Origin of the sequence: Thioalkalivibrio versutus, assembly GCF_001999325.1 — a bacterium.
GTDB lineage: Bacteria > Pseudomonadota > Gammaproteobacteria > Ectothiorhodospirales > Ectothiorhodospiraceae > Thioalkalivibrio > Thioalkalivibrio versutus.
On record NZ_MVAR01000014.1, the window covers coordinates 33731 to 55453 of the forward strand.

Consider the following 21723-nt stretch of genomic DNA (forward strand, 5'->3'; position numbering starts at 1 on the left):
ACCGCGCATGGAATGGATCGATATCTGCTTTAACCTCACCCACGAATCCTTCAACAAGGAACGCGACGAGGTCCTCGAGCGCGCCCGCGAGGCCGGCGTGTCCTGGATGCTGATCACCGGCGCCGACGCCCACCAGAGCGAAAAGTGCCTGGAGATCGCCGACCGCTACCCGGACTGCTGCCGCGCCACCCTGGGCGTGCATCCACATCTCGCCAAACAGTGGACCGACGCGGTCGCCGCCCGGTTCAGTGACCTCGCCCGCGCGGACGCCAACGTGGTCGCCATGGGCGAGATGGGTCTGGACTACAACCGGGACCACTCGCCGCGCCCGCAGCAGCGCAGCGCCTTCGAGGCCCAGCTGGAGCTGGCCGCCGACCTCGGCCTGCCGGTATTCCTGCACGAACGCGACGCCCACCACGACTTCGCCCAGATCCTGCGCCGCTGGCGCGACAAGGTGCCGGCGGCCGTGGTGCACTGCTTCACCGGCGAGGCCGACGCCCTGGCCGAATACCTCGACCTCGACTGCCACATCGGCATCACCGGCTGGGTCTGCGACGAACGCCGCGGCCACCACCTGCACCCGCTGGTCCCGCGCATCCCGCGCGGCCGCCTGATGATCGAGACCGACGCCCCCTACCTCCTGCCGCGCAGCCTGCCCAAGGGCACCGGCAAGAAGATCGGCAACGGCCGGCGCAATGAGCCCGCCTTCCTCCCCCACATCGGCGAATACGTGGCCCAACTGCGCGACGAGACCCCGGAAGACCTCGCCGCCCACACCACCGCCACCGCCCGCGCCTTCTACAACCTCCCCGAAACCGCCGGTGTCTGAAACACCGGACAACGACCCGACGCCACGGGTGGCGCTGGTCACCGGCGCCGCGCGCGGGATCGGCCTCGGCATCGCCGGGCGTCTGGTACGGGATGGCTGGCAGGTGGTACTGACCGACCTCGACGGCGCCGAATGCGAACAGGCCGCCGCGCGCATCGGCCCCGCGGCCCGGGCGATGACGCTGGATGTCCGCGACGAGGACCAGGTCCGCGAAGCCATTCGGCGCACGGAGGAATGGCACGGCGGACTCGATGCGCTGGTCAACAATGCCGGCATCAGCGACCCGCACTCCGGGCCACTGGAAGAACTGGACCTGGCCGACTGGCAGCGCTGGCTGGACACCAACCTCACCGGTGCCTTCCTGCTTGGCAAGCATGCCCTGCCGCTGCTGCGCCACCGCCATGGGGCCATCGTGAACATCAGCTCGACTCGCGCCCTGCAGTCGGAGCCACACACCGAGGCCTACGCCGCCAGCAAGGGCGGCCTCGACGCCTTCACCCACGCCCTGGCCATCAGCGCCGGGCCGGACGTCCGCGTGAACGCCATCCGCCCCGGCTGGATCGACGCCCGCAGCCCCGACCAGCAACAGGCCGAGCCCCTGTCCGCACAGGACCACGCCCAGCACCCGGCCGGGCGCGTCGGCCAGCCCGCCGACATCGCCGCCCTCACCGCCTTCCTGCTCGGCCCCGACGCCGGCTTCGTCACCGGCCAGACCTGGACCGTCGACGGCGGCATGACCCGCCGCATGATCTATACCGAATGAGCCGATCCATGAACGGGAAAGGCCGGCCCAAAGGCGGAAACGAAAACGCCCCGGAACGACCAGCGTTCCAGGGCGTTGATGTCCTCCCAGTGAATCAGCCGGGAGGCGATCGCGTCAGTCGAAGGTACGCGAGCGGAGGATCTCCGGGCGCAGGAAGTCCTTCTCGCCGGTGTTGTCGTGATCGCCCAGCAAGTGCCCGTCCACCTCGCGCACGGTCCCGTAGAGGGTGCGCCCGTGGAAATTGGCGTGCTTTTCGCGGGTCTCGTGGACATCACCGGTGTAGCGCGGGTCCTGCGGGCGTTCGTGACTGTTCATGTAGAACGCCACATCCCAGGCCTCCTGGTCGCTGAGCGAGTTCGGCTGGCCCAGCGGCATGTTGTGCTTGATGAAGGCCGCCGAGGTATTGATCCGCGACATCCCGGCACCCCAGTTGTAGGAACCATCTCCCCACAACGGCGGGAAGACCACCTGGCCGTCCTGCTTCAACCCCTGACCGTCCTCTGCGTGGCAGATCGCGCAGCTCTGGGCATAGACCTCCTTGCCGCGCTCGTAGTTAGGCTCCTGTTCCGGCTCGGCCACCGATCCATAGCCACGCCCGTAGATCTCCTGGTCCGGGTAGACCGGCGCACCCTTGGCCAGCCACTGCATGTAGGTAGTGATGGCCAGCATCGTGTCGCTGCCGTACTCCGGCGGATTGCCATTCATCGAGTAGGTGAAGCAACCCACCACGCGTTCCTCGAGGCTGTTCACCTGCCAGTTCTTGCCGCGGTAGTCCGGCAGCGTGATCGCGGCCGGCCACAAAGCGGCACTGAACGGCTGGCGCCCGGCATCCATGTGGCAGCTGGCACAATTCATGTCATTGAACACATGCTGTCCGCGCAGTTGCTGGGTATCGACGAACAGGTCATGACCGCGCCGGACCACGTCCTTGAGTTCGGGACTCATGGCGGCATCCTCGAGATCCTGAAGCGTCGGCGGGATATGGACGAGCTGGCCCTCCTCCGGCTCGGCATAACCGAGGGCGAACAGGGGCTTGTATTCGTCCCAGGCAGCGCTCGCGGCACCGGCCAGCAGGACGGCCGCGCCCGTCGTCAGCGTGAGCTTGCGAATCTTCATTCCGTATCCCCTTGTGCCGACGTGACACGTTGACGGGCCAGCCAGGCCGAGACGGCCCGGATGTCCTCATCGCTCATGCGCTTGGCGATCGCCGCCATCAGGCCCTGAGGATCGTTGTCGCGCTCGCCCTCCTGCCACTGACGCAGTTGACCGGCGATATAGCCGGCATGCTGACTCGCGATGCCCGGGAACACATCACCGGCCCCGGCATTGCCCGGGCCGTGGCAGCTCTGGCAGCTGACGATGTACTGGTTCCAGTCCCCACGCCGCGCCAGCTCCTCGCCGCGCGCTAGGGTGGCGTCATCCACGTCGTCGCCCCCCTCGGCCTGGGTAACCGGAAGCTGCGCGTAGTACGCAGCGACATCGGCTACAGCCTGATCATCCAGCATATTGGCGAACGCGGCCATGGTGCTGTTCTGGCGGCGGCCTTCCTGGTAATCCTTCAGTTGCCGCGCGATATAGCCTGCGGACAGACCGGCCAGACGCGGCCAGGATTCGCCTCCCGGAACGTTCTGCCCGGAGCCATCGGCCTGATGGCAGGAAACGCAGGTCTGCGTCAGACCCTCCCCGCGCTGCGGATCACCTTCGAGGCCATCGACGGCCAGTGCCGGCGTCCCCGCGAGGCCGAGACCGAGAAGGAGAGCCAACCCTCCGGCAAGCTGTTTCTTTTTCATATGTGCTGTCCTTGGTCATGAGCCGCTATGCGCCGAAAGAGGAGTCACCGAACGGTCACCCCGATCATCGGGCGGACCCCGGAATAACAACTAAAGAATATTCTCAATTCAGCATAAAGGATACGTCCTGCGGTTAGAGACAGCCGGGTTCTTGATGCAGATCAAACCTCTCCCACACAGGGACCTACGCCAAGGCGTAGATGGGGCAGCACATCCCTGGCTACTGGCCTGGCTACTGGCTGAACTAGCGCCGAATCGCGCCAGTGCCGGCAAGGGCTCCAAAGTGACGTGGTACCTGCGAACCGGAACCATGCCGTAGCATGACCCGTCTGATCGCAACTGGAACAGGGAGACAGAGCATGAAGACTTCGGTGATTCTGACGGTGATCGGGCCGGACCGGCCGGGGCTGGTCAGCGCGGTGGCGGCGCGGGCGCGGGCGGCGGGCGGCAACTGGCTGGAGAGCCGCATGACGCAGCTGGCCGGTCAGTTTGCCGGGGTCGTGCTGCTGGAGGCCGAGGCGGATGCCGCGGACCAGCTGGAGGCCGCACTGCGCGAGCTGGAGGGGGACGGTCTACAGGTCCAGATCCAGCGCGGGAGTGAGCTTCCGGCACCGCCCTGGCACCGGGTGATGCTCGATCTGGTCGGACACGACCGGCCGGGGATCGTGCAGGACATCACCGCCATCCTCTCGCGCCACGGCGTCAGCGTGGAAACCCTGGATACGGCCTGCAAACCGGGCTCAATGACCGGCGAACCAATGTTCCACGCGCAGGCGCAGCTCGGCGTCCCCGAGGACCTGGATCTGGACACCCTGCAGGACGCCCTCGAGGCACTGGCCAACGAACTGATGGTCGACCTCGAACTCCACGACCCGCAACACGAGCCGCCCGGGGCCGCAGCCTGACCTGGAATCCGAGCAAGCTCGATACCCCTCGCCCGTAACGAGCGCGCCGGAAAGCCGCATCAGGGGGCGGCGCGGTGGCGGCGAGCGGCGTCGAGGCGGCGGACGAAGTCCTGCATCAGGGTGGTGTAGAGCGTCTCGCCGAGGACCTTGTCCTCGATGCCGGCGTCGAGGTTGGGATTGTCGTTCACCTCGATCACCATCACGCCGCGCGGGGTCTGCTTGAGGTCGACACCGTAGAGGCCGTCGCCGATCAGGTTGGCGGCCTTCACTGCCGTCTTGACCACCGCCGCGGGCACGTCGGCCAGGGCCTGGGTGCGAAAACCGCCTTCGCGCGGGCCGCCCTTGGCGTCGTGGTTGACGATCTGCCAGTGCTTGCGCGACATCAGGTATTGCGAGGCGTACAGCGGCTGGCGGTTGAGCACGCCGATGCGCCAGTCGAATTCGGTGTAGACGAACTCCTGGGCGAGGATCAGATCGCTCTCCTTGAGCAGGCGCCGGGCGATGGATTCCAGCTCGCCGCGGTCGTTCGCCTTGAATACGCCGCGCGAGAAGCTGCCGTCCGGGATCTTGAGCACCACGGGATAGCCGATCGACTCCTCCGCGCGCAGGATGGTCTCGCGGTTGAGGATCACCGTCTTCGGTGTGGGCACGCGATGGGCGGCCAGGCGTTCGGCCAGATAGACCTTGTTGGTACAGCGCAGGATGGAGTCGGCATCGTCGATCACCACCATGCCCTCGGCCTCGGCCTTGCGCGCGAAGCGGTAGGTGTAGTGGTCGATCGCGGTGGTCTCGCGGATGAACAGGGCATCGAACTCCGCCAGCCGCGGCAGGTCGCGCGCCTGGATCAGCTCGACATCCATCCCCTGCTCCTGTCCAGCGCGGACGAAGCGCTTGAGCGTCGCCGGCGTGGACGGGGCCAGGGCCTCGTCCAGGTTGTGCAGGATAGCCAGCTCGTAGCGTGCGCTGCGGGCCTCGCGCCGGCGGCGCCAGGGCTTGGAGAGGTAGCGCTCCAGGGCGGCAAAGAAGGCCGGCTCCTGCTCGGGCTCGAGCGCGTTGAGCGCGAACGGGCGCAGGGCTTGGATCTGCCACCGCCCCTGCAGCCGGAACTCCACCCGGAACATCGGCGCGGGGAACAGGGCGAACAGCTGCCCGGCGATCTCCTGCAGCGCCGGCTCGGCGCACTGGCCGAACAGCACGGTCAGTTCCAGCCGTTCCGGATGCGTGCCCTGGCGGCTGCGCCCCAGTACGCGCGCCACACGTTCATCCAGTTCTTCGGTGTCCAGGCTATAGATCGACTTGCGCGACAGGTCCTGCAGGGTGCGCACGCTGGGGATCACCCGATGCCCGCGCGCCTCCGCCAGCAGCGAGCCGTAGTAGCCGGCCGACAGGTAGCGTTGGCTGCGGCACAGGTTGATCACCCGCAGGTTGGCGGGATCGTCGACGGCCGGGCCGCGCAGGTAGTCGTCGATGGCCATCACCGGCAGGTCGGGGAAGTGCGGCTTCCAGTCCGCCCGGCGCTCGACCAGGATGCGATGCTCAGGCATGCGCCACCCCTGGCGTCTTGCGTGGGCCGACGATCACCGCCGCCTGCAACCCCGCGCGCCCATAGCGCGCCATGCGCTCGAAGTCCGCGCGCGCGATCGGCATGTTTACCGAATCCAGCGCGCGCTCGCCCTGCTCGGTATCCACGAACGGGTCGTGCACGTAGACAAAACGCTCGTCGAACCCGGTGACCGTGACCCAGTGCGGGAAGCGCTCGGTGTACAGCCGCACGCTGCTGATCAGCACCACCGGCACCCCGCCCTCGGCAGAGCGTGCCGCCAGCTGGGCCACGTTCACCGGACCGTGCACCACGGGGACCCCGAGCTGCTCCAGCTCCTCGATCATCTCTTCCTGCACCAGCTGCATGACTTCCTTTTTCTCCACGCTGCGCACCGAATCGGCAAACGCCACGCCGCGATCGCGCACCAGCAGTTCCACCTCGAACCCGCGATGGGCGGCCGCCAGCGCCAGCCCGTAGGGACCGCAACCGCCGTGGCCGGAGGTCATGAAGATGGTAGTGGCGTCACGCCACAGGCGCAGTTCCAGGCGCCGGTCCAGCTTCAGGTCCGGGTCGATGGCGCGCATCGCCATCATCAGCGCGGCCGGGCCACAGGTGAACTCCAGCGTCTGCGCGTAGTACGGTGCGCGCACCAGCGCCGGATCGGGACCGGGCGCCAGCGACTTCTGCAGCCGCAGCGCATCCATGTGGTCCTCGTAGTAATCATCGATGGTGCCGAAATCGCGATACCCCAGCCCACGGAACAATGCCTGACTGGCCGCGTTGTCACGGCGCACCTCCAAGCGCAGATCGGTGCGCCCATGATCCCGCGCCACATCCTCCGCCGCCTCCACCAGGCGCCGCCCCAGGCCCCGGCCACGCGCACGCTCGCTGACCGCGATCGAGTACAGCCGCGCCAGCGACGTACCCCGGCTGAACAGCAGCATCACGTAGCCGAGCAGCCCCTCACCGCCGGGCCCCTCCGCCACCAGCGTGGCCGCATGCCCGCGCGTGAGGAGGTAGCGAAACTGCCGCCGCGAGATGCGATCGACCTCGAACGCCGCCTGTTCCAGCGCCACCAGCGCCTCCAGATCCTCGAGCGTGGCGGGACGGATCGGGGGCGATTCGACTGCGGGCGCGACCCGTTGCTTGACGTGCTGGCTCACGCTCCTCTCCCGGCGGCTGCCCGATCTCCATCGTAGCGCAACCACCGCGTGCGAATAGCGCGTTGCAACGGGAATGCTTGCCGAGGTCGCGGCCGCTACAAACCCAGCGCGCCGGCCAGCTCGTCCAGGTCCCGGATGGTAGCGGTGGGTTCCCCGCCCCAGGGATCGAACAGCCCCTGCCCCGCCCGGTCGAGCCAGGCCGTGCGCATACCCGCGGCCTGCGCGCCGATCACGTCAAACGGGTTGCCCGAGATCAGCCAGGCAGCCATCGGCAATACATTCGCCCGCTGGAGGAAATGCCGGTACACCCGTGGATCCGGCTTGAAACAGCCGATCTCGTCCACGCTGACGACATCCTCGAAGCGATCGTCCAGATCGGCGTGGCGCAGCAGCTCATCCACCGTCTCGGCCCTGCCGTTGCTGAATGCGAACAGGCGGTGGCCGTCCGCGCGCAGGCGATCCAGGGCCGGAGCCGCATCGGTAAAGGCGGGGAGCTGGCGATAGCGCAGCAACAACGCCACCTCCTGCTCAGGGTCGAGCTCGATATCCAACGCCTGGCAGCAATAGCGCAGCGCCTGCTCGGTACAGGTATCGAAGTCCGCATACGCCCCCATCAGCCCACGCCGGAAGGTGTATTCGAGCTGCTTCTCGCGCCAGGCACGCGCCAGCACAGGTGCCCGCTCGCCGATCCAGCCTTCGAGCGTCGCCGCAATCCCCTGCGTATCGATCAGCGTCCCGTACACATCGAACGCCAGTGTCTGTCGCATCATCACCTCCCGGGAGCGGGAACCACCTGCTTCATGCCGGCCACAATGGCGCCCTCTCGCACTACCATGCCAGTATGAGCAGACACCTTGCTCCGGCCATCGCCCACAGCGATGTCACGAGGATGATGACATGAAGATCAAAGACCTCATCGACGAAGCCGAGTCCCTACCCGTGGAGGACCGCGCCCTGGTAGTCGATTCTCTCCTGCGTAGCCTGAACCCGCCCGATGCGGGTGTAGACCGAAAATGGGCGGAAGTCTCCCGAAAACGCCTGGAAGAGATCCGGTCGGGCACGGTCGCGGCCATTCCGGGCGAGCAGGTCTTCGAGAAGATATGGCACCGGTTTGAACGACGCTGTTCTGATCCTCGCCATCATGCACCTGCATCGTGATCCGGACTATTGGAAGACCCGCGCACCGGGCGCGTAATCCCGGCCTTCCGGGCACGGCAGCCATGCGACCCACAGAGGATCTGGACATGCGTTGCCGACACGGCAGACTGGACATGTTGGTTGACCCACCATTCGAAGCACTGGAGTCGTCGATGACCATGCAGGAGACCATTAGCCGGAAGCTGGAGGAACGCTTTGCGCCCGAGCATCTGGAGGTGGTGAACGAGAGCCACATGCACAACGTGCCGCCGGGCTCAGAGTCGCACTTCAAGGTAACCGTGGTATCCGAGGCCTTTCGCGACCAGAAGCTGATCGCGCGGCATCGTCTGGTGAACCAGGCCTTGGCCGACGAGCTGGCCGGCGGCATCCACGCCCTGGCGCTGCACACCCTGGACCCGGACCAGTGGTTCGAGCGCGCCGGAAAGGTCGCGGATTCCCCGCCCTGCATGGGTGGCGACGGCGGCGCGAAGGCCTGAGGTCTTGTCGGTCACTGCCACCCCCACGGCCCACTCGGCCGTGGACGCCATTCTGCGCGCGCGGCTGGAATCCCCCGGGCTGATGGACCTGCTCGGCCAGATCGAGGCGAGCCTGAACGCGGCGGCCTCGCACCCGCCGCTCGCGGGTGTCTCCGAGCACCTGGGCCCGGACCGCCATATCGTGCTGTGGCTCATCGACGGCTTTGCCGCCCGTTACCGCCGCCACACGCCGCTGTTGGGCGCGGACCACGTGACCGATCTGGAGACTGTGTTTCCCAGCACTACGGCCACCGCGATCACCAGCATCCTGACCGGGCGCCACCCCGCACGGCATGGCCTGCTCGGCTGGCATACCCGCCTGGCGGCCGCCGAACGCACCCTTACGGTACTGATGGGCCAGGAGCGCGGCGCCGACGACCACCCGGCCACGCTCGGCTACCGCGAGCTGACCGGCCGCGTGCAGCCCGACCGCCTGGGCGACCGGCTTGACTGCGGCATGACCTTCATCGGCCCGGAATGGATCGGCGGCACGCCCTACAACCGCATGATGAGCCGCGGCGCCGACTTCATTGGCTTCGAGGACCTCTCCGAGCTGCCGGCGCGGGTGGCCGCGCATGTGAACGCGACGCCGGGACCCCACTTCACCTACGTCTACTGGTCGGAGCTGGACCATCTGGGCCACGAATACGGCCCGGACAGCCCGGAGGTGGAGCGCCACCTGAAACAGCTGGACCTGGCCTACACCGCCACCTGCGCGCAGATCCAGCGTCAGGAAAGCGTGTTCCTGACCACCGCCGACCACGGCATGCGCACGGTCGAACGCCGCCTGGACCTCCGCGAGCATCCGGCGGTACAGGCCTGCCTGCGCCACCGTCTGACCGGCGAGCCACGCGCCGCCCTCGCCCACATCCGAACCGGACAGCACGCTGACTTCCTGCAGGCACTGGAGCGGGCGTTCGGTGACGACGTCCTGGCCATCCCGCAGGCCGAGTGGCTGGGCCACGGGACCCTCGGCCCCGAGCCGCAACACCCGGAACTGCGCGCGCGGGCCGGCGACTACCTGCTGCTGCCGGTCGAGGACGCCTACCTGGTGGACCCGCCGGCCGATGACGAGGGGCCGTTCTTTGTTGGCGCCCACGGCGGCCTGTCCCCGGAGGAACGGCATATTCCCCTGTTTCTTCGGAATATCGGCCAGTCGCGGTAAACTGCCGGGTTCTGTGCCGGTCAAACCGACTGGCGCTGGCTAAACAAGACTGTCCCGAGACCCCATGAACGACACCACCGACCAGACCTACAACAACGCCGCCCAGCACCTGATCGAGCTGGCCAACCGCCTGGCGGATGACGGCCAGGCCGACGAGACCGGTGATGTTGCCGACGGCCTGCTGGCCGGTGCGATCCACTTCTGGCTGTACAGCCGCCAACCGTGCGGCGACCCGTTGTGCGAGGACTGCGCCCCGTTCGCGGATGCCGAGAGCCGGCTGGCCATGCTGCACGAACTGATCGACGAACTGGCCCGCGACAGCGACTACTTCCACTCCACCACCGACAGCACCGTCGGCCACGCCTGACCCGCCAGCTCGGGGCCCCAGCCGATGCCGGTCACGCCCTTTCGCCCCGCGACCGACACCTGGTTTCGCGAGGCCTTCGAGCAGGCCACTCCCATCCAGTCCCGCGGCTGGCCCGCGATCCGGGCCAGCCACCACTGTCTGCTGATCGCCCCGACCGGTAGCGGCAAGACCCTTGCCGCGTTCCTGAGTGCAATCGACCGCCTGACCGGCGAGCCGGCCCCGGAACCCCGCACCGGCTACTCGGTACTCTACATCTCGCCACTGAAGGCACTGGCCACCGACATCGAGCGCAACCTGCGCGCCCCGCTGACCGGCATCACCCGGACCGCCGTGCGCCTAGGCGACGAGTCGGCCCGCGAACCCGTGGTGCACATCCGCACCGGCGACACCCCGCAGGCCGAGCGCCGTGCCCAGGCGCGCGAACCCGGCGACATCCTGGTGACCACGCCGGAGTCGCTCTACCTGCTGCTGGGCTCGAAGGCCGCGGAGAACCTCGAATCCGTCCATACGGTAATCATCGACGAGGTGCACGCCCTGGCCGGGAACAAGCGCGGCGCACACCTGGCCCTGTCGCTGGAACGCCTGGCCGAGCGCTGTGGCGAGGACCCGCAACGCATCGGGCTCTCCGCGACCGTGCATCCGATGGAGGTCGCGCGAGGCTTCCTCGGCGGCGACCGCGAGGTGGAGGTGATCGACGCCGCCGAGGCCCCACGCCTGGATCTCGAGATCCTCGCCCCGGAGGAGCCGCCAGCGGCACACGCACCTCCCACCCTCGAAGCGTCCGAAGGCGCGGAAACCATCCCGTCCGGCTCCATCCTCGGCGCGGTCTACGGCCAGGGCACCGGACCACTCCCGGGCGGGGGCGGCGACCGCGCCGCGCGCCTGGAGCCGCGCCTGCTGGCGGCGATCCTGGAACACCGCTCGACCATCGTGTTCGTCAACAGCCGCGGGCTGTGCGAACGCCTGGTCCAGCGCATCAACGACGCCTGGCGCGAACAGCATCCCGAGGACGCCAAAAAGCCCGAAGACCTGGTCGCCGCTCACCACGGCAGCGTCTCCCACGAGCGCCGCGCGGAGATCGAGGGGCGACTGAAGACCGGGCGCCTGCGCGGCATCGTCGCCACCAGCTCGCTGGAACTGGGCATCGACATGGGTGCGGTGGACCTGGTGATCATGGTCGAATCGCCCGGCTCGGTTGCCCGCGGCCTGCAACGCGCCGGACGCGCCGGGCACGGGGTCGGCCAGGTCTCGCGCTCGCTGCTGCTGCCGCGCTTTCGCGGCGACCTGCTGGAATGCGCGGTGATCGGCGAGCGCATGCAGGTCGGCGCGCTGGAACCAATCCATGCCCCGCACAACCCGCTGGACGTGCTCGCCCAGCAGCTCGTCGCGATGGTCTGCGAACGCCCGCGCACGGTGGACGAGCTGCACGCGTTGGTGCGCCGCGCCGCACCCTGGCGCGAGCTATCGCGCCCGCTGCTGGAGGCGACCCTGGATATGCTCTCCGGCCACTACCCCAGCACCGACTTCGCCGACCTGCGCCCGTGGCTCGCCTGGGACCGCGCCCGCGACGAGCTGACCCCGCGCCGGGGCGCGGCGCTGGCCGCGCGCCTGAACGCCGGCACCATCCCCGACCGCGGCCTGTACGGCGTGCATGTCGGCGAGGGCGGCCCGCGCATCGGCGAGCTGGACGAGGAGATGGTGTTCGAGCTGAAGACCGGCGAGAACGTGACCCTGGGCGCCAGCACCTGGCACGTGGAGGCGATCACCCGCGACCGCGTGCTGGTCTCCCCCGCCCCCGGCGAGGTCGGCAAGCTGCCCTTCTGGCATGGCGACGGCCCCGGCCGCCCAATCGAACTCGGGCGCGCAATCGGCGCCGCCACCGAACGCCTCGCGCGCATGGACCGCGCCGAACGCGCGACCTGGCTCAAGGAGCATGCCCCGCTGTCGGAGGCGGCGGTCGAGACCCTCGGCGACTACATCGACGAACAGCGCGAGGCCACCGGGCAGCTCCCGTCGGACAAGCGCATCGTGGTCGAGCGCTTCCGCGACGAGGTCGGCGACTGGCGCGTGTGCATCCTGACCCCATTCGGCGCCCGCGTGCACGCCCCCTGGGCGCTGGCCCTGCAGGGCGCGCTGACCAGCACCTCTGGCTTCGAGGTGCAGGTGATGTACACCGATGACGGCATCGTGCTGCGCCTGGCGGACAGCGAGGACCTGCCCGAGCTGGACAGCCTGTTCCCCGACCCGGAGGAACTGGAGGAGACGGTCACCCGCGAGCTGGGACACTCCACCCTGTTCGCCAGCGCCTTCCGCGAGAATGCGGCCCGCGCCCTGCTTCTGGTGCGCAACCGCCCGGGCCAGCGCACGCCGCTGTGGGCCCAGCGCCTGAAGTCGCAGCAGCTGCTCGCGTCGGTGCGCGAGTACGCGAGCTTCCCGGTGGTGCTGGAGACCTACCGCCAGGTGCTGGCCGACGTGTTCGATCTGGACGCCCTGCGCGGGATCCTGCGGGGGGTGCAGGAGCGCCACATCCGGGTGCACGAGGTGGAAACGCCACGGGCCTCGCCGTTCGCGCGCAGCCTGGTGTTCGCCTACGTGGCGGCCTACATCTACGAGCAGGACGCGCCGATGGCCGAACGCAAGGCGCAGGCGCTCACACTCGATCGCGGGATGCTGGCCGAGCTGCTGGGCCAGGCCGAGCTGCGCGAGCTGATCGACCCCGATGCCCTGGCCGAGCTGGAGGCCGAGCTGGCGCACACCAGCGAGGCGACACAGGTCCGCGACGCCGACGAGCTGCATGACCTGCTGCGCCGGGGGGGCGACCTGACGCGGGAGGAGATCGAAGCCACAGCGGACGAAAACCCCGCACCCTGGCTACAGACCCTGGCCGACGGGCTGCGTGCGGTCGAGGTCCGAATCGCCGGCGAGCCGCGCTGGATCGCGGCCGAGGACGCTGCCCTCTTTCGCGACGCGCTCGGGGTCGTGCCACCACCCGGCCTGCCCGCCGGTTTCCTCGAGCCGCCGCAACGCCCGCTGGAACAGCTGCTGCGCCGCTACGCCCGCACCCATGGGCCATTCCACGTCGAGGAGCTGGGCGTTCGCTACGGCCTCGCGCCCGGCGCGCTGCTCCCGGCGCTGGAGGCGCTAGAGAGTGCCGGCGTGCTGCTGCGCGGCGAGATCCGCCCGCAGGGCCAGGGCGAGGACTGGTGCGAGCTGGACATCCTGCGCCGGCTGAAGCGCCGCACCCTGGCCCGCCTGCGCGACGAGGCGGCGGCGGTGGACGCCCGCGCGCTGGGCCGCTTCCTGCCCGCCTGGCAGGGCCTGAGCAAGCCCGGGTCGGGCATCGGCACCCTGCGCGAGGTGCTCACGCAGCTCGAAGGCGTCGCCCTGCCCTGGTCGGCCTGGACCGCCCATGTGCTGCCGATGCGGGTGCGCGACTTCTCGCTGGACGCGCTGGACCGCATCACCGCCTCCGGCGAGTTCGTCTGGGTGGGCAGCGGCGCGCTGGGCCAGCGCGACGGGCGCATCCGCTTTCTGCGCCGCGAACAGGCGATGGTGCTGCTGGAACCGGTGGAACCGGACACGCCCGAGGCGGAGACAGCGGCCACCGATGACCCGTTAGCACGGGCGATCCTGGAGGCCCTGGACCGGCGCGGCGCCTGCTTCTACATGGAGCTGGAACGCGCAGCGCGCGAGGCGCAGCCGGACGCCCGCCAGGACGCGATCGAGGCCGCGATCTGGGATCGGGTCTGGGCCGGGCAGATCACCAACGACACCTTCGCCCCGCTGCGCAGCCTGGGCCAGCGCAAGGGCTCCGCGCGCGGCCGGCGGCGCCCGGGACAGGGCCTGGCCGGCGGGCGCTGGTCACGGGTGGCCGACCTGATCGATCCCGGCGTGTCGCTGACGGAACGCGCCCGTGAACAGGCCGAAAACCTGCTGGCGCGCTACGGCGTGGTCAGCCGCGAGATGGCGCGCGCCGAGGGCCTGCCGGGCGGATTCGGCCGCGTCTATCCCATCTACCGCGCGATGGAGGACGCCGGCAAGCTGCGCCGCGGCCACTTCGTCGAGGGCCTGACCGGCGCCCAGTTCGCCCGCGCCGGCGCGGTGGACCGCCTGCGCGCGCTGGAACGCGCGGCCGACGACACCCCCGAGCCGCAGTGGCTGGCCAGCGTCGACCCGGCCAATCCCTGGGGCCAGCTCCTGCCCTGGCCACAGCCGCCGGAGGCCGCCGAGGGCCGCCTGCGCCGCGTGGCCGGGGCCCTGGTCGCGCTGGCCGGCGGCCAGCCGCTGCTCTATCTCGCCGCCTCCGGCCGCCAGCTGTTCGTCTGGGAGACGATCCCCGGCATCGACACTGCGGAGGAACACGCGGCCCTCGTCACGGAGGCTGTCCGCCAGCTCGCCGGCAGCCGCTGGCTGCCCAAACGCCGCGGCATCACCATCGAGAGCATCAACGGCCAACCCGCCCGCCAGTCCCCATTTGCCGCCGCCCTGCGTGCCTGCGGTGCCATGGGCGAGGTCAGTGGCCTGCGTCTGGAACCGCCCGCCGGCTGCCGCTGAGACGCCGCACCGGGAAAGGGCCAGGAAAGGCTTTTCACCGCAGAGGGCACGGGAGGCCACGGAAAAATGCGCGGGGCTGTCAGGGGCTACCGCCGCTCTTGCGCACCGGCCCGGCAGCGCCCCCTTGTCATCCCGGAAACCGCGCAGCGGTTATCCGGGATCTTCGCGTTGTGGCCCGGCCGAACGTGGGGGGCAGGACTTGCGTCGGAAATCCCGGCTCTTCGCTTCCCTGCGCTGCGGCCGGGATGACCTCCGGTTTACCAGTTTCGGGAAAGGGTGAACGAAAACCGGGCCTGGCACCCCACCTTCACCCGATCTCGCCGCGTCTTCCGCGAGGGCAAGACCCCTTTACGATGCGCTTAGGCCGTTCCGGAAACCACTCCGCGCATTTCTCCGTGCCCTCTGTGGTGCAACCAAAAGGCGTGGCGCCGGAAAAAACGTCAGGCGGCGAGGGCCTGCCCGAGCGCGGCGAGGAAGGCGTCGTTTTCGTCGGGGCGACCGACGGTCACGCGCAGACAGTCCGCGAGAAGCGGATGCGCCCGGCCGACGTCCTTGATCAGGATGCCAGCGTCGCGCAGGGCGGCGAAGGTCGCATGCCCCGCCCCGGCGCGTACCCGGAACAGGATGAAATTCGCCTGGCTGGGGAAGACCTGCTCGACCCCCGTCGTCGCGGTCAGACGCTCGCTCAGGCGGTCGCGTTCCTCGACGATTCCGCGCGCCTGCGCGTCCAGCGCCTCGCGGTGCTCCAGGGCGAAGGCCACCGAGCGCTGGGTCAGGGTGTTGATGTTGTATGGCAGACGCAGGCGATCCAGCGCATCGATCCACGCCGGCGTGCCTGCCAGATAGCCAAGCCGAGCGCCGGCCAGCCCCAGCTTGGAGACCGTGCGCATCACCATCAGGCCGTCATCCTCGCCGACGCGCGGAAGGAAGCTGTGCGCCGCGAACGGGGCGTAGGCCTCATCGACCACCGTGACCCCGGGGCTCTCGTCGACGATGGCCTGTACGGTCGCGGCATCGTCCAGCGTCCCGGTGGGATTGTTCGGGTAGGCGAGGAACACCAGCGCCGGGTTGTGCTCGGCCATCGCCGCGCGCATCGCGTCGAGGTCCAGGGTGAAGTCCGCGTTCAGGGGGACACCGATGAACGGCACCCCCAGCGCTCGGGCCAACACGCCATACATCACGAAGGTCGGCTCCGGCGCCAGCACCGGACGCCCGGAACCCGCCACCGCCGTGATCAGGATCTGGATGAGTTCGTCGGAGCCATTGCCGAACAACAGTCCGGCGGCCTCGGGCACGCCGTGGGCGGCGCGCACCTGAGCGGCCAGACCCAGTGCCTGGGCGTCGGGATAGCGGTTCAGCTGCGGATCACGCAGGGCCGCCAGCCAGGCGTCTTCCAGCTCCCCCGGCCAGGGATGCGGGTTTTCCATCGCGTCCAGCTTGATCAGGCCGGTCGCGTCGGCCACCTGGTAGGCCGGCTGCGCCAGCACCTCCGGGCGCATCAGGGCGTCCGGGGTCCGGGTCGCGCGGGCGGTCATCGACTGCGCAGTTCGGCGGAGCGCGCGTGGGCGGTCAGGCCCTCGCCGTGGGCCAGCGCCGCGGCGGTCTCGCCCAGCTTGGCCGCACCTTCGGCCGAGCAGTGGATGATGCTCGAACGCTTCTGGAAGTCGTACACGCCCAGCGGCGAGGAGAAGCGCGCGGTACGCGAGGTCGGCAGCACGTGGTTGGGGCCAGCGCAGTAGTCGCCCAGGGCCTCGGAGGTATAGCGGCCCATGAAGATCGCGCCGGCGTGGCGCAGCCCGGCATCCAGCATCGCCTGCGGGTCGGCCACCGACAGCTCCAGGTGCTCCGGGGCGATGCGGTTGGCGACCGCGACGGCCTCGGCCGAGTCGCGCACCTTCACCAGCGCGCCGCGCTTGTCGAGGCTGGTGCGGATGATCTCGGCGCGCGGCATCTCCTCCAGCAGGCGGTCCATGGCCTCGGCCACGCGATCCAGGAACGCATCGTCCCAGGACAGCAGGATGGACTGGGCCTGCTCGTCGTGCTCGGCCTGGGAGAACAGGTCGGCCGCGATCCAGTCGGGGTCGGTCTCGCCGTCGCAGACCACCAGGATCTCGGACGGACCGGCGATCATGTCGATGCCGACGGTGCCGAACACCTCGCGCTTGGCCGCAGCCACGAAGATATTGCCGGGACCAACGATCTTGTCCACCGCCGGGATCGTCTGGGTGCCATAGGCCAACGCGGCCACGGCCTGGGCGCCCCCCACGGTAAACACGCGATCCACGCCGGCCACGGCGGCTGCGGCCAGCACCAGATCGTTCAGCTCACCGCCCGGGGCGGGCACGACCATGACCAGCAACTCGACGCCGGCGACCTTGGCCGGGATGGCGTTCATCAGCACGGAGGACGGATAGGCCGCCTTGCCCCCGGGGACGTACAGGCCCACCGAGTCCAGCGCGGTCACGCGCTGGCCGAGAACGGTGCCGTCCTCGTCGGTGAAATCCCAGTCCCGCATGAGCTGGTGCTCGGCATAGCGACGGATGCGTGCGCTGGCCATCTCCAGGGCCTTGCGCTGCTCCGCCGGGATCGACTCCAGGGCGGCCTGCAAGCGGTCGTGGGGGATCTCAAGATCGGAGACTGCGGCACGGTCGAGCCGGTCGAACTTGGCGGTGTAGCGCAACACCGCGGCATCGCCCTCGGTGCGCACCGCGCCAAGGATCTCGTCCACCGCGTCCCGCACGCCGGTGTCGGCAACGGATTCCCAGGACAGCAGGTTCTCCAGGGCCTGATCGAAATCGGGCTGCTGGGTATCGAGTCGGGCAATGGATGGCATGTCGGGCTCCTCGTTCAGGCGGGTACGGCAGCCTTGCGGCGCGCGCGCACGGCATCGGCCAGCAGGCGCAGGGTGGCCTCGCTGTCGTCCCAGCCCATGCAGGCATCGGTGATGCTCTGGCCATATTGCAGCGGCTTGCCGGGCAGGATGTCCTGGCGACCACCGGTCAGGTGGCTCTCCAGCATCACGCCCATAATGCGCCGATCGCCGCCGGCAATCTGTTCGCCCAGCACACGCGCGACCTCGATCTGCTGCTTCGGGTCCTTGCGGCTGTTGGCGTGACTGCAGTCCACCATCACCGACTCCGGCAGCTCGGCCATGCGCAGTTCCTTGCAGGCCTCTTCGATGCTCGCGGCGTCGTAGTTCGGCTGCTTCCCGCCGCGCAGGATGATGTGGCAGTCGTCGTTGCCGGTGGTGGAGAAGATTGCCGAGCGGCCCGACTTGGTCACCGACAGGAAGTGATGCGGGCGCGAGGCAGAACGGATCGCGTCGATCGCCACGCGCAGGCTGCCATCGGTGGAGTTCTTGAAGCCCACCGGGCAGGACAGACCGGAGGCCAGCTCGCGGTGCACCTGGCTTTCGGTGGTGCGCGCACCAATCGCGCCCCAGGCGACCAGGTCCGCGATGTACTGCGGGCTGATCAGGTCGAGGTATTCGGTGGCCGCCGGCATGCCCTTCACCGCCAGATCGCGCAGCAGTCCGCGCGCCACGCGCAGGCCCTTGTTGATATGGAAGCTGCCATCCAGATCGGGGTCATTGATCAGACCCTTCCAGCCAACCGTGGTACGCGGCTTTTCGAAGTACACCCGCATCACGATATGCAGCGCGTCGGAGAGCTCCTCGCGCAGGGTCTTCAGGTGATCGGCATAGTCCAGCGCGGCGTCCACGTCGTGGATCGAGCAGGGGCCGACGATCACCTGCAGGCGGTCATCCTCGCCGCGCAGGATGCGATGGCAGGCCTGGCGGGCCTCGAACACGGTGTTGGCCGCCGCATCGGTGATCGGCAGTTCATCGCGTACGGTGTCCGGGGCGGACACCTCCTGGATTTCGCGGATTCGCAGGTCGTCGGTATCGGCGGTCATGGTGTTCTCGATTACGTCGTCGCGGGGGTGACGGCCTCCCGCAGGCCCTCGATGAGATTTTGAATGGTTCTATGTCGCATCTTCATGGCTGCCTGGTTCACGATCAACCGGGAACTAATGGGGGTAATCAGTTCCAGCGGTTCCAGGCCGTTGGCCTTGAGGGTGTTGCCGGTATCCACCAGGTCGACGATGTAGTCGGCCAGGCCCACCAGCGGTGCCAGTTCCATCGAGCCGTAGAGCTTGATGATATCGACCTGGCGGCCCTGCTGGGCAAAGTAGTTCTGCGTGATGTTCACAAACTTGGTGGCGATGCGCAGGCGTTGCTGCGGGTCCGGTTGCTGGCCCGGGCGCCCCGCCAGCATCAGGCGACACTCGGCGATATGCAGATCCAGCGGTTCGTACAGCCCGGCCGCGCCGTGCTCCATCAGCACGTCCTTGCCGGCCACGCCGATGGACGCCGCGCCGTGCTGCACGTAGGTGGGCACGTCGGTCGCGCGCACCACCACGATCTTCACATCCTCGCGGTTGGTGTCGAGGATCAGCTTGCGCGTCTCGTCCGGATCCTCCAGCAACTCGATCCCGGCGCTGGAAAGCAGCGGCAGGGTGTCCTTGAGGATGCGGCCCTTGGACAGGGCGATGGTCAGGGCGTTGGGATCCATCATGGGTCAGGCGTTCGTCCGGTTCCGTGTGAGTCGCGGCATCAGACCGGCTCGCGACGAATGGTCGCGCCGATCTGGCTCAGTTTTTCCTCGATGCATTCGTAGCCGCGATCGATGTGGTAGATGCGGTCCACCTCGGTCTCGCCCTCGGCCACCAGGCCGGCGATGATCAGGCTCGCCGAGGCACGCAGGTCAGTCGCCATCACCGGCGCACCGACCAGTTTTTCCACGCCCTCGACGATCGCGGTATTGCCCTCGATGGTAATGTGCGCGCCCATGCGCTGCAGCTCCAGCGCATGCATGAAGCGATTCTCGAACACCGTCTCGACTACCGATCCGGTGCCCTCGGCCACGGTGTTCAGCACCATCATCTGCGCCTGCATGTCGGTCGGGAAGGCCGGGAACGGCGCGGTGCGCAGGTTCACCGCCTTCGGTCGGCGGCCCTCCATATCCAGCTCGATCCAGTCCGGCCCGGTCTCGATGCGAGCGCCGGCCTCGACCAGCTTGGCCAGCACCGCGTCCAGCAGCTCCGGGCGGGTATTGCGGCAGCGCACGCGCCCACGGGTGACCGCGGCGGCGACCAGGAAGGTGCCGGTCTCGATACGGTCCGGCATCACATCGTATTCGCAGCCGTGCAGGCGCTCCACGCCCTGCACCCGAATGGTGTCGGTGCCGGCCCCCTGGATCTTCGCGCCCATCGCGGTCAGGCAGTCCGCCAGATCGATGACCTCTGGCTCGCGCGCGGCGTTCTCGATCAGGGTCTCGCCCTCGGCCAGGGTGGCGGCCATCAACAGGTTCTCGGTACCGGTTACCGTCACCTGGTCGAAGACCACGCGCGCGCCCTTCAGGCGATCCGCGCGAGCGTGGATGTAGCCGCCTTCGACCTCGATCTCGGCCCCCAGGGCCTCAAGACCCCGCAGGTGCAGGTTCACCGGACGCGAACCGATGGCACAGCCACCCGGCAGGGAAACCTCGGCCTCGCCGAAGCGGGCCAGCAGCGGCCCCAGCACCAGGATGGAGGCGCGCATGGTCTTGACCAGGTCGTACGGGGCGACGCACTGGGTCAGCGTGGTCGGGTCGACCTCGATGCGCATGCGCTCGTTAACCGTAAGGCTGACGCCCATGCGGCCGAGCAGTTCCATGGTGGTGGTCACGTCCTGCAGATGCGGGACGTTGCCAATGGTCATCGGCCCGTCCGCCAGCAAGGTGGCGGACAGGATCGGCAACACGGCGTTCTTGGCCCCGGAGATCCAGACCTGACCCTCGAGTCGGCGACCTCCGGTAATGATCAGTTTGTCCATGGGATGCCCGGATTGACCGCCGAACCGACCGTGGTTCGGCGAAACGCGCCATGATAACGAATCCGCGCCGGGCTCGCCCGTTCGCCCGCCGCCGGCACGACTCAGGCGACGGAACGGGCGGCGGAGTCGGTGATAATCGACTCCAGGTCGTACAACTCCAGTAACGGGCGCAACCCCTCGGGGAGGGGCTCGAAGACCAGGGTGCGGCCCTGCTCGCGGGCGCGACGCCAGAGGATGACCAGGAACGCCACGCCGGCGCTGTCGATACGACCCGCCTGCGTCAGGTCCACCCGAGCGTGTTCCGGGAGATGCGCCGTCAGCCCGCGGGCCCGTGCCTCCAGCCCGGCCACCGTCGCGAAGGTCAGTGGCCCGTTGACGACCAGACCGCCTTCATCCGCCCGGATCTGTGCGTCGCTCACCGGTCCGCGGCGCCGTTGTCGGGGGTCACGTCGCCCACGGCATCCTCGATCAGCGCCTCGTCGCCATCTTCCAGGCGCTCGATCAGCGCCTCCAGGCCATCGCGGTTGATCTCCTCGTTAAAGCGAGTGCGGAAGTTGCCGACGAAGCTGAGCCCCTCGGCCTCGACGTCGAAGACCTTCCATTCGCCGTTCACCGGACGCAGACGGTAGTTGACCTGGATGTTCGACTGGCCGGAGCCCATCACCACCTCGGTGGCAACCACGGCCATGCGCTCGTCCTGGCGCGAGCGCCGCTCGATGACGCGCACGTCCTTGTCCAGATGATCGGCCAGTTGCACCCCGTAGGCCTGCAGCAGCGTGTTCTTGAAGGCCTCGGCGAAGCGGTCTTGCTGCTCGCTGCTGGCATCGCGCCAGTGACGTGCCAGGACCAGGCGGGCCATCCCGTTGACATCCACGCCGGGCAGGATCTCCTCCTCGATCACGCCAATCACGAAGTCAGGATCTTCCTGCGCACGCGCCTCGTTTGCCCGCAGCTTCTCGTAGACCGCGTCGATCGACTGCTTGATGAGCTCGGCGGGGTTTTCTTCGGCCTGGGCGGGAGCCGCCAGGATCAGGACCAGCAGCGCCAGCGGCAGGATCAGGATTCGTTCATGCAACCATTTCATGTCTCTTGCTCC

At 68.7% G+C, this 21723-nt stretch carries 20 protein-coding genes; 8 read left to right on the forward strand and 12 right to left on the reverse strand.

Translation table 11 applies throughout. The annotated features are described in order from the left end of the window. Positions 1–7: 7 nt before the first annotated feature. Together B0684_RS04985 and B0684_RS04990 are read left to right on the forward strand one after the other, a co-directional pair. Positions 8–829 carry a TatD family hydrolase gene (locus tag B0684_RS04985; protein WP_018650523.1) on the forward strand — a complete coding sequence of 274 codons (822 nt, stop codon included), beginning with the start codon at positions 8–10 and terminating at the stop codon, positions 827–829. Then, positions 822–1592, forward strand: a complete 771-nt coding sequence (locus B0684_RS04990) for an SDR family oxidoreductase (RefSeq protein ID WP_026304771.1) — start codon at positions 822–824, stop codon at positions 1590–1592. The genes B0684_RS04985 and B0684_RS04990 overlap by 8 nt, the downstream gene beginning before the upstream one ends. 114 nt (positions 1593–1706) lie before the next feature. Here the strand turns inward: B0684_RS04990 and B0684_RS04995 are convergent, their stop codons facing one another. Beyond that, positions 1707–2708, reverse strand: coding sequence for a c-type cytochrome (locus B0684_RS04995; RefSeq protein ID WP_018168252.1), 1002 nt, complete (start codon positions 2706–2708; stop codon positions 1707–1709). Then, a complete protein-coding gene (locus B0684_RS05000) occupies positions 2705–3382 on the reverse strand; it encodes a c-type cytochrome (RefSeq protein ID WP_018168253.1) in 678 nt (225 codons plus the stop codon). The genes B0684_RS04995 and B0684_RS05000 overlap by 4 nt, the downstream gene beginning before the upstream one ends. Before the next feature lie 359 nt (positions 3383–3741). On the opposite strand from B0684_RS05000, the gene B0684_RS05005 reads away from it, so the two are divergent. Continuing rightward, a complete protein-coding gene (locus tag B0684_RS05005; RefSeq protein ID WP_018168254.1) occupies positions 3742–4287 on the forward strand; it encodes a glycine cleavage system transcriptional repressor in 546 nt (181 codons plus the stop codon). A 59-nt stretch (positions 4288–4346) separates the two neighbouring features. Here the strand turns inward: B0684_RS05005 and B0684_RS05010 are convergent, their stop codons facing one another. From B0684_RS05010 to B0684_RS05020, 3 genes are all read right to left on the reverse strand, one after another. Beyond that, a complete protein-coding gene (locus tag B0684_RS05010) occupies positions 4347–5831 on the reverse strand; it encodes a RimK family protein (RefSeq protein WP_018168255.1) in 1485 nt (494 codons plus the stop codon). After that, complete coding sequence (locus tag B0684_RS05015; protein ID WP_018176169.1) at positions 5824–6993, reverse strand: GNAT family N-acetyltransferase/peptidase C39 family protein; 1170 nt, start codon at positions 6991–6993, stop codon at positions 5824–5826. The genes B0684_RS05010 and B0684_RS05015 overlap by 8 nt, the downstream gene beginning before the upstream one ends. A gap of 95 nt (positions 6994–7088) precedes the next feature. Continuing rightward, positions 7089–7760 carry a haloacid dehalogenase type II gene (locus B0684_RS05020; RefSeq protein WP_018176170.1) on the reverse strand — a complete coding sequence of 224 codons (672 nt, stop codon included), beginning with the start codon at positions 7758–7760 and terminating at the stop codon, positions 7089–7091. Between the two features lie 130 nt (positions 7761–7890). On the opposite strand from B0684_RS05020, the gene B0684_RS05025 reads away from it, so the two are divergent. The 5 genes from B0684_RS05025 (at position 7891) to B0684_RS05045 (ending at position 14752) form a co-directional block, all read left to right on the forward strand. After that, positions 7891–8151 (forward strand): addiction module protein, encoded by a 261-nt coding sequence (locus tag B0684_RS05025; protein ID WP_077276981.1) that lies wholly within the window; start codon positions 7891–7893, stop codon positions 8149–8151. 152 nt (positions 8152–8303) lie between these two features. After that, the gene (locus B0684_RS05030) at positions 8304–8627 is read left to right on the forward strand and encodes a BolA family protein (protein ID WP_018176172.1); all 324 of its coding nucleotides are present in this window, start codon (positions 8304–8306) and stop codon (positions 8625–8627) included. 4 nt (positions 8628–8631) lie between these two features. Next, positions 8632–9831, forward strand: a complete 1200-nt coding sequence (locus B0684_RS05035) for an alkaline phosphatase family protein (RefSeq protein ID WP_018176173.1) — start codon at positions 8632–8634, stop codon at positions 9829–9831. A 64-nt stretch (positions 9832–9895) separates the two neighbouring features. Beyond that, entirely contained in the window at positions 9896–10198 is a 303-nt protein-coding gene (locus tag B0684_RS05040; RefSeq protein ID WP_018144508.1) for a hypothetical protein, read from the forward strand. Between the two features lie 24 nt (positions 10199–10222). Further along, the gene (locus B0684_RS05045; RefSeq protein ID WP_018650524.1) at positions 10223–14752 is read left to right on the forward strand and encodes a DEAD/DEAH box helicase; all 4530 of its coding nucleotides are present in this window, start codon (positions 10223–10225) and stop codon (positions 14750–14752) included. Between the two features lie 440 nt (positions 14753–15192). Here B0684_RS05045 and hisC read toward each other — a convergent pair whose 3' ends face one another. The 7 genes from hisC to B0684_RS05080 form a co-directional block, all read right to left on the reverse strand. Then, positions 15193–16287, reverse strand: a complete 1095-nt coding sequence (gene hisC / locus B0684_RS05050; RefSeq protein WP_018650525.1) for a histidinol-phosphate transaminase — start codon at positions 16285–16287, stop codon at positions 15193–15195. Next, a complete protein-coding gene (gene hisD / locus B0684_RS05055; RefSeq protein ID WP_018144511.1) occupies positions 16284–17585 on the reverse strand; it encodes a histidinol dehydrogenase in 1302 nt (433 codons plus the stop codon). Before hisD ends, hisC begins: the two co-directional genes overlap by 4 nt. A gap of 14 nt (positions 17586–17599) precedes the next feature. Then, a complete protein-coding gene (locus tag B0684_RS05060) occupies positions 17600–18667 on the reverse strand; it encodes a 3-deoxy-7-phosphoheptulonate synthase (protein WP_018168264.1) in 1068 nt (355 codons plus the stop codon). A gap of 11 nt (positions 18668–18678) precedes the next feature. Then, entirely contained in the window at positions 18679–19329 is a 651-nt protein-coding gene (hisG, locus tag B0684_RS05065; RefSeq protein ID WP_018144513.1) for an ATP phosphoribosyltransferase, read from the reverse strand. A gap of 38 nt (positions 19330–19367) precedes the next feature. Beyond that, positions 19368–20627, reverse strand: coding sequence for a UDP-N-acetylglucosamine 1-carboxyvinyltransferase (murA, locus tag B0684_RS05070; protein WP_018144514.1), 1260 nt, complete (start codon positions 20625–20627; stop codon positions 19368–19370). A 101-nt stretch (positions 20628–20728) separates the two neighbouring features. Continuing rightward, entirely contained in the window at positions 20729–21046 is a 318-nt protein-coding gene (locus tag B0684_RS05075) for an STAS domain-containing protein (RefSeq protein WP_018144515.1), read from the reverse strand. Further along, a complete protein-coding gene (locus B0684_RS05080; RefSeq protein WP_018168265.1) occupies positions 21043–21711 on the reverse strand; it encodes an MlaC/ttg2D family ABC transporter substrate-binding protein in 669 nt (222 codons plus the stop codon). Before B0684_RS05080 ends, B0684_RS05075 begins: the two co-directional genes overlap by 4 nt. Positions 21712–21723 lie beyond the last annotated feature (12 nt).

Coding starts and splice junctions, on each gene's coding strand:
- B0684_RS04985 (WP_018650523.1), top strand. CDS start 8: ATGGAATGGATCGATATCTGCTTTAACCTCACCCACGAATCCTTCAAC.
- B0684_RS04995 (WP_018168252.1), bottom strand. CDS start 2,708: ATGAAGATTCGCAAGCTCACGCTGACGACGGGCGCGGCCGTCCTGCTG.
- B0684_RS05000 (WP_018168253.1), bottom strand. CDS start 3,382: ATGAAAAAGAAACAGCTTGCCGGAGGGTTGGCTCTCCTTCTCGGTCTC.
- B0684_RS05005 (WP_018168254.1), top strand. CDS start 3,742: ATGAAGACTTCGGTGATTCTGACGGTGATCGGGCCGGACCGGCCGGGG.
- B0684_RS05010 (WP_018168255.1), bottom strand. CDS start 5,831: ATGCCTGAGCATCGCATCCTGGTCGAGCGCCGGGCGGACTGGAAGCCG.
- B0684_RS05020 (WP_018176170.1), bottom strand. CDS start 7,760: ATGCGACAGACACTGGCGTTCGATGTGTACGGGACGCTGATCGATACG.
- B0684_RS05025 (WP_077276981.1), top strand. CDS start 7,891: ATGAAGATCAAAGACCTCATCGACGAAGCCGAGTCCCTACCCGTGGAG.
- B0684_RS05030 (WP_018176172.1), top strand. CDS start 8,304: ATGACCATGCAGGAGACCATTAGCCGGAAGCTGGAGGAACGCTTTGCG.
- B0684_RS05040 (WP_018144508.1), top strand. CDS start 9,896: ATGAACGACACCACCGACCAGACCTACAACAACGCCGCCCAGCACCTG.
- B0684_RS05045 (WP_018650524.1), top strand. CDS start 10,223: ATGCCGGTCACGCCCTTTCGCCCCGCGACCGACACCTGGTTTCGCGAG.
- hisC (WP_018650525.1), bottom strand. CDS start 16,287: ATGACCGCCCGCGCGACCCGGACCCCGGACGCCCTGATGCGCCCGGAG.
- hisD (WP_018144511.1), bottom strand. CDS start 17,585: ATGCCATCCATTGCCCGACTCGATACCCAGCAGCCCGATTTCGATCAG.
- B0684_RS05060 (WP_018168264.1), bottom strand. CDS start 18,667: ATGACCGCCGATACCGACGACCTGCGAATCCGCGAAATCCAGGAGGTG.
- hisG (WP_018144513.1), bottom strand. CDS start 19,329: ATGATGGATCCCAACGCCCTGACCATCGCCCTGTCCAAGGGCCGCATC.
- murA (WP_018144514.1), bottom strand. CDS start 20,627: ATGGACAAACTGATCATTACCGGAGGTCGCCGACTCGAGGGTCAGGTC.
- B0684_RS05080 (WP_018168265.1), bottom strand. CDS start 21,711: ATGAAATGGTTGCATGAACGAATCCTGATCCTGCCGCTGGCGCTGCTG.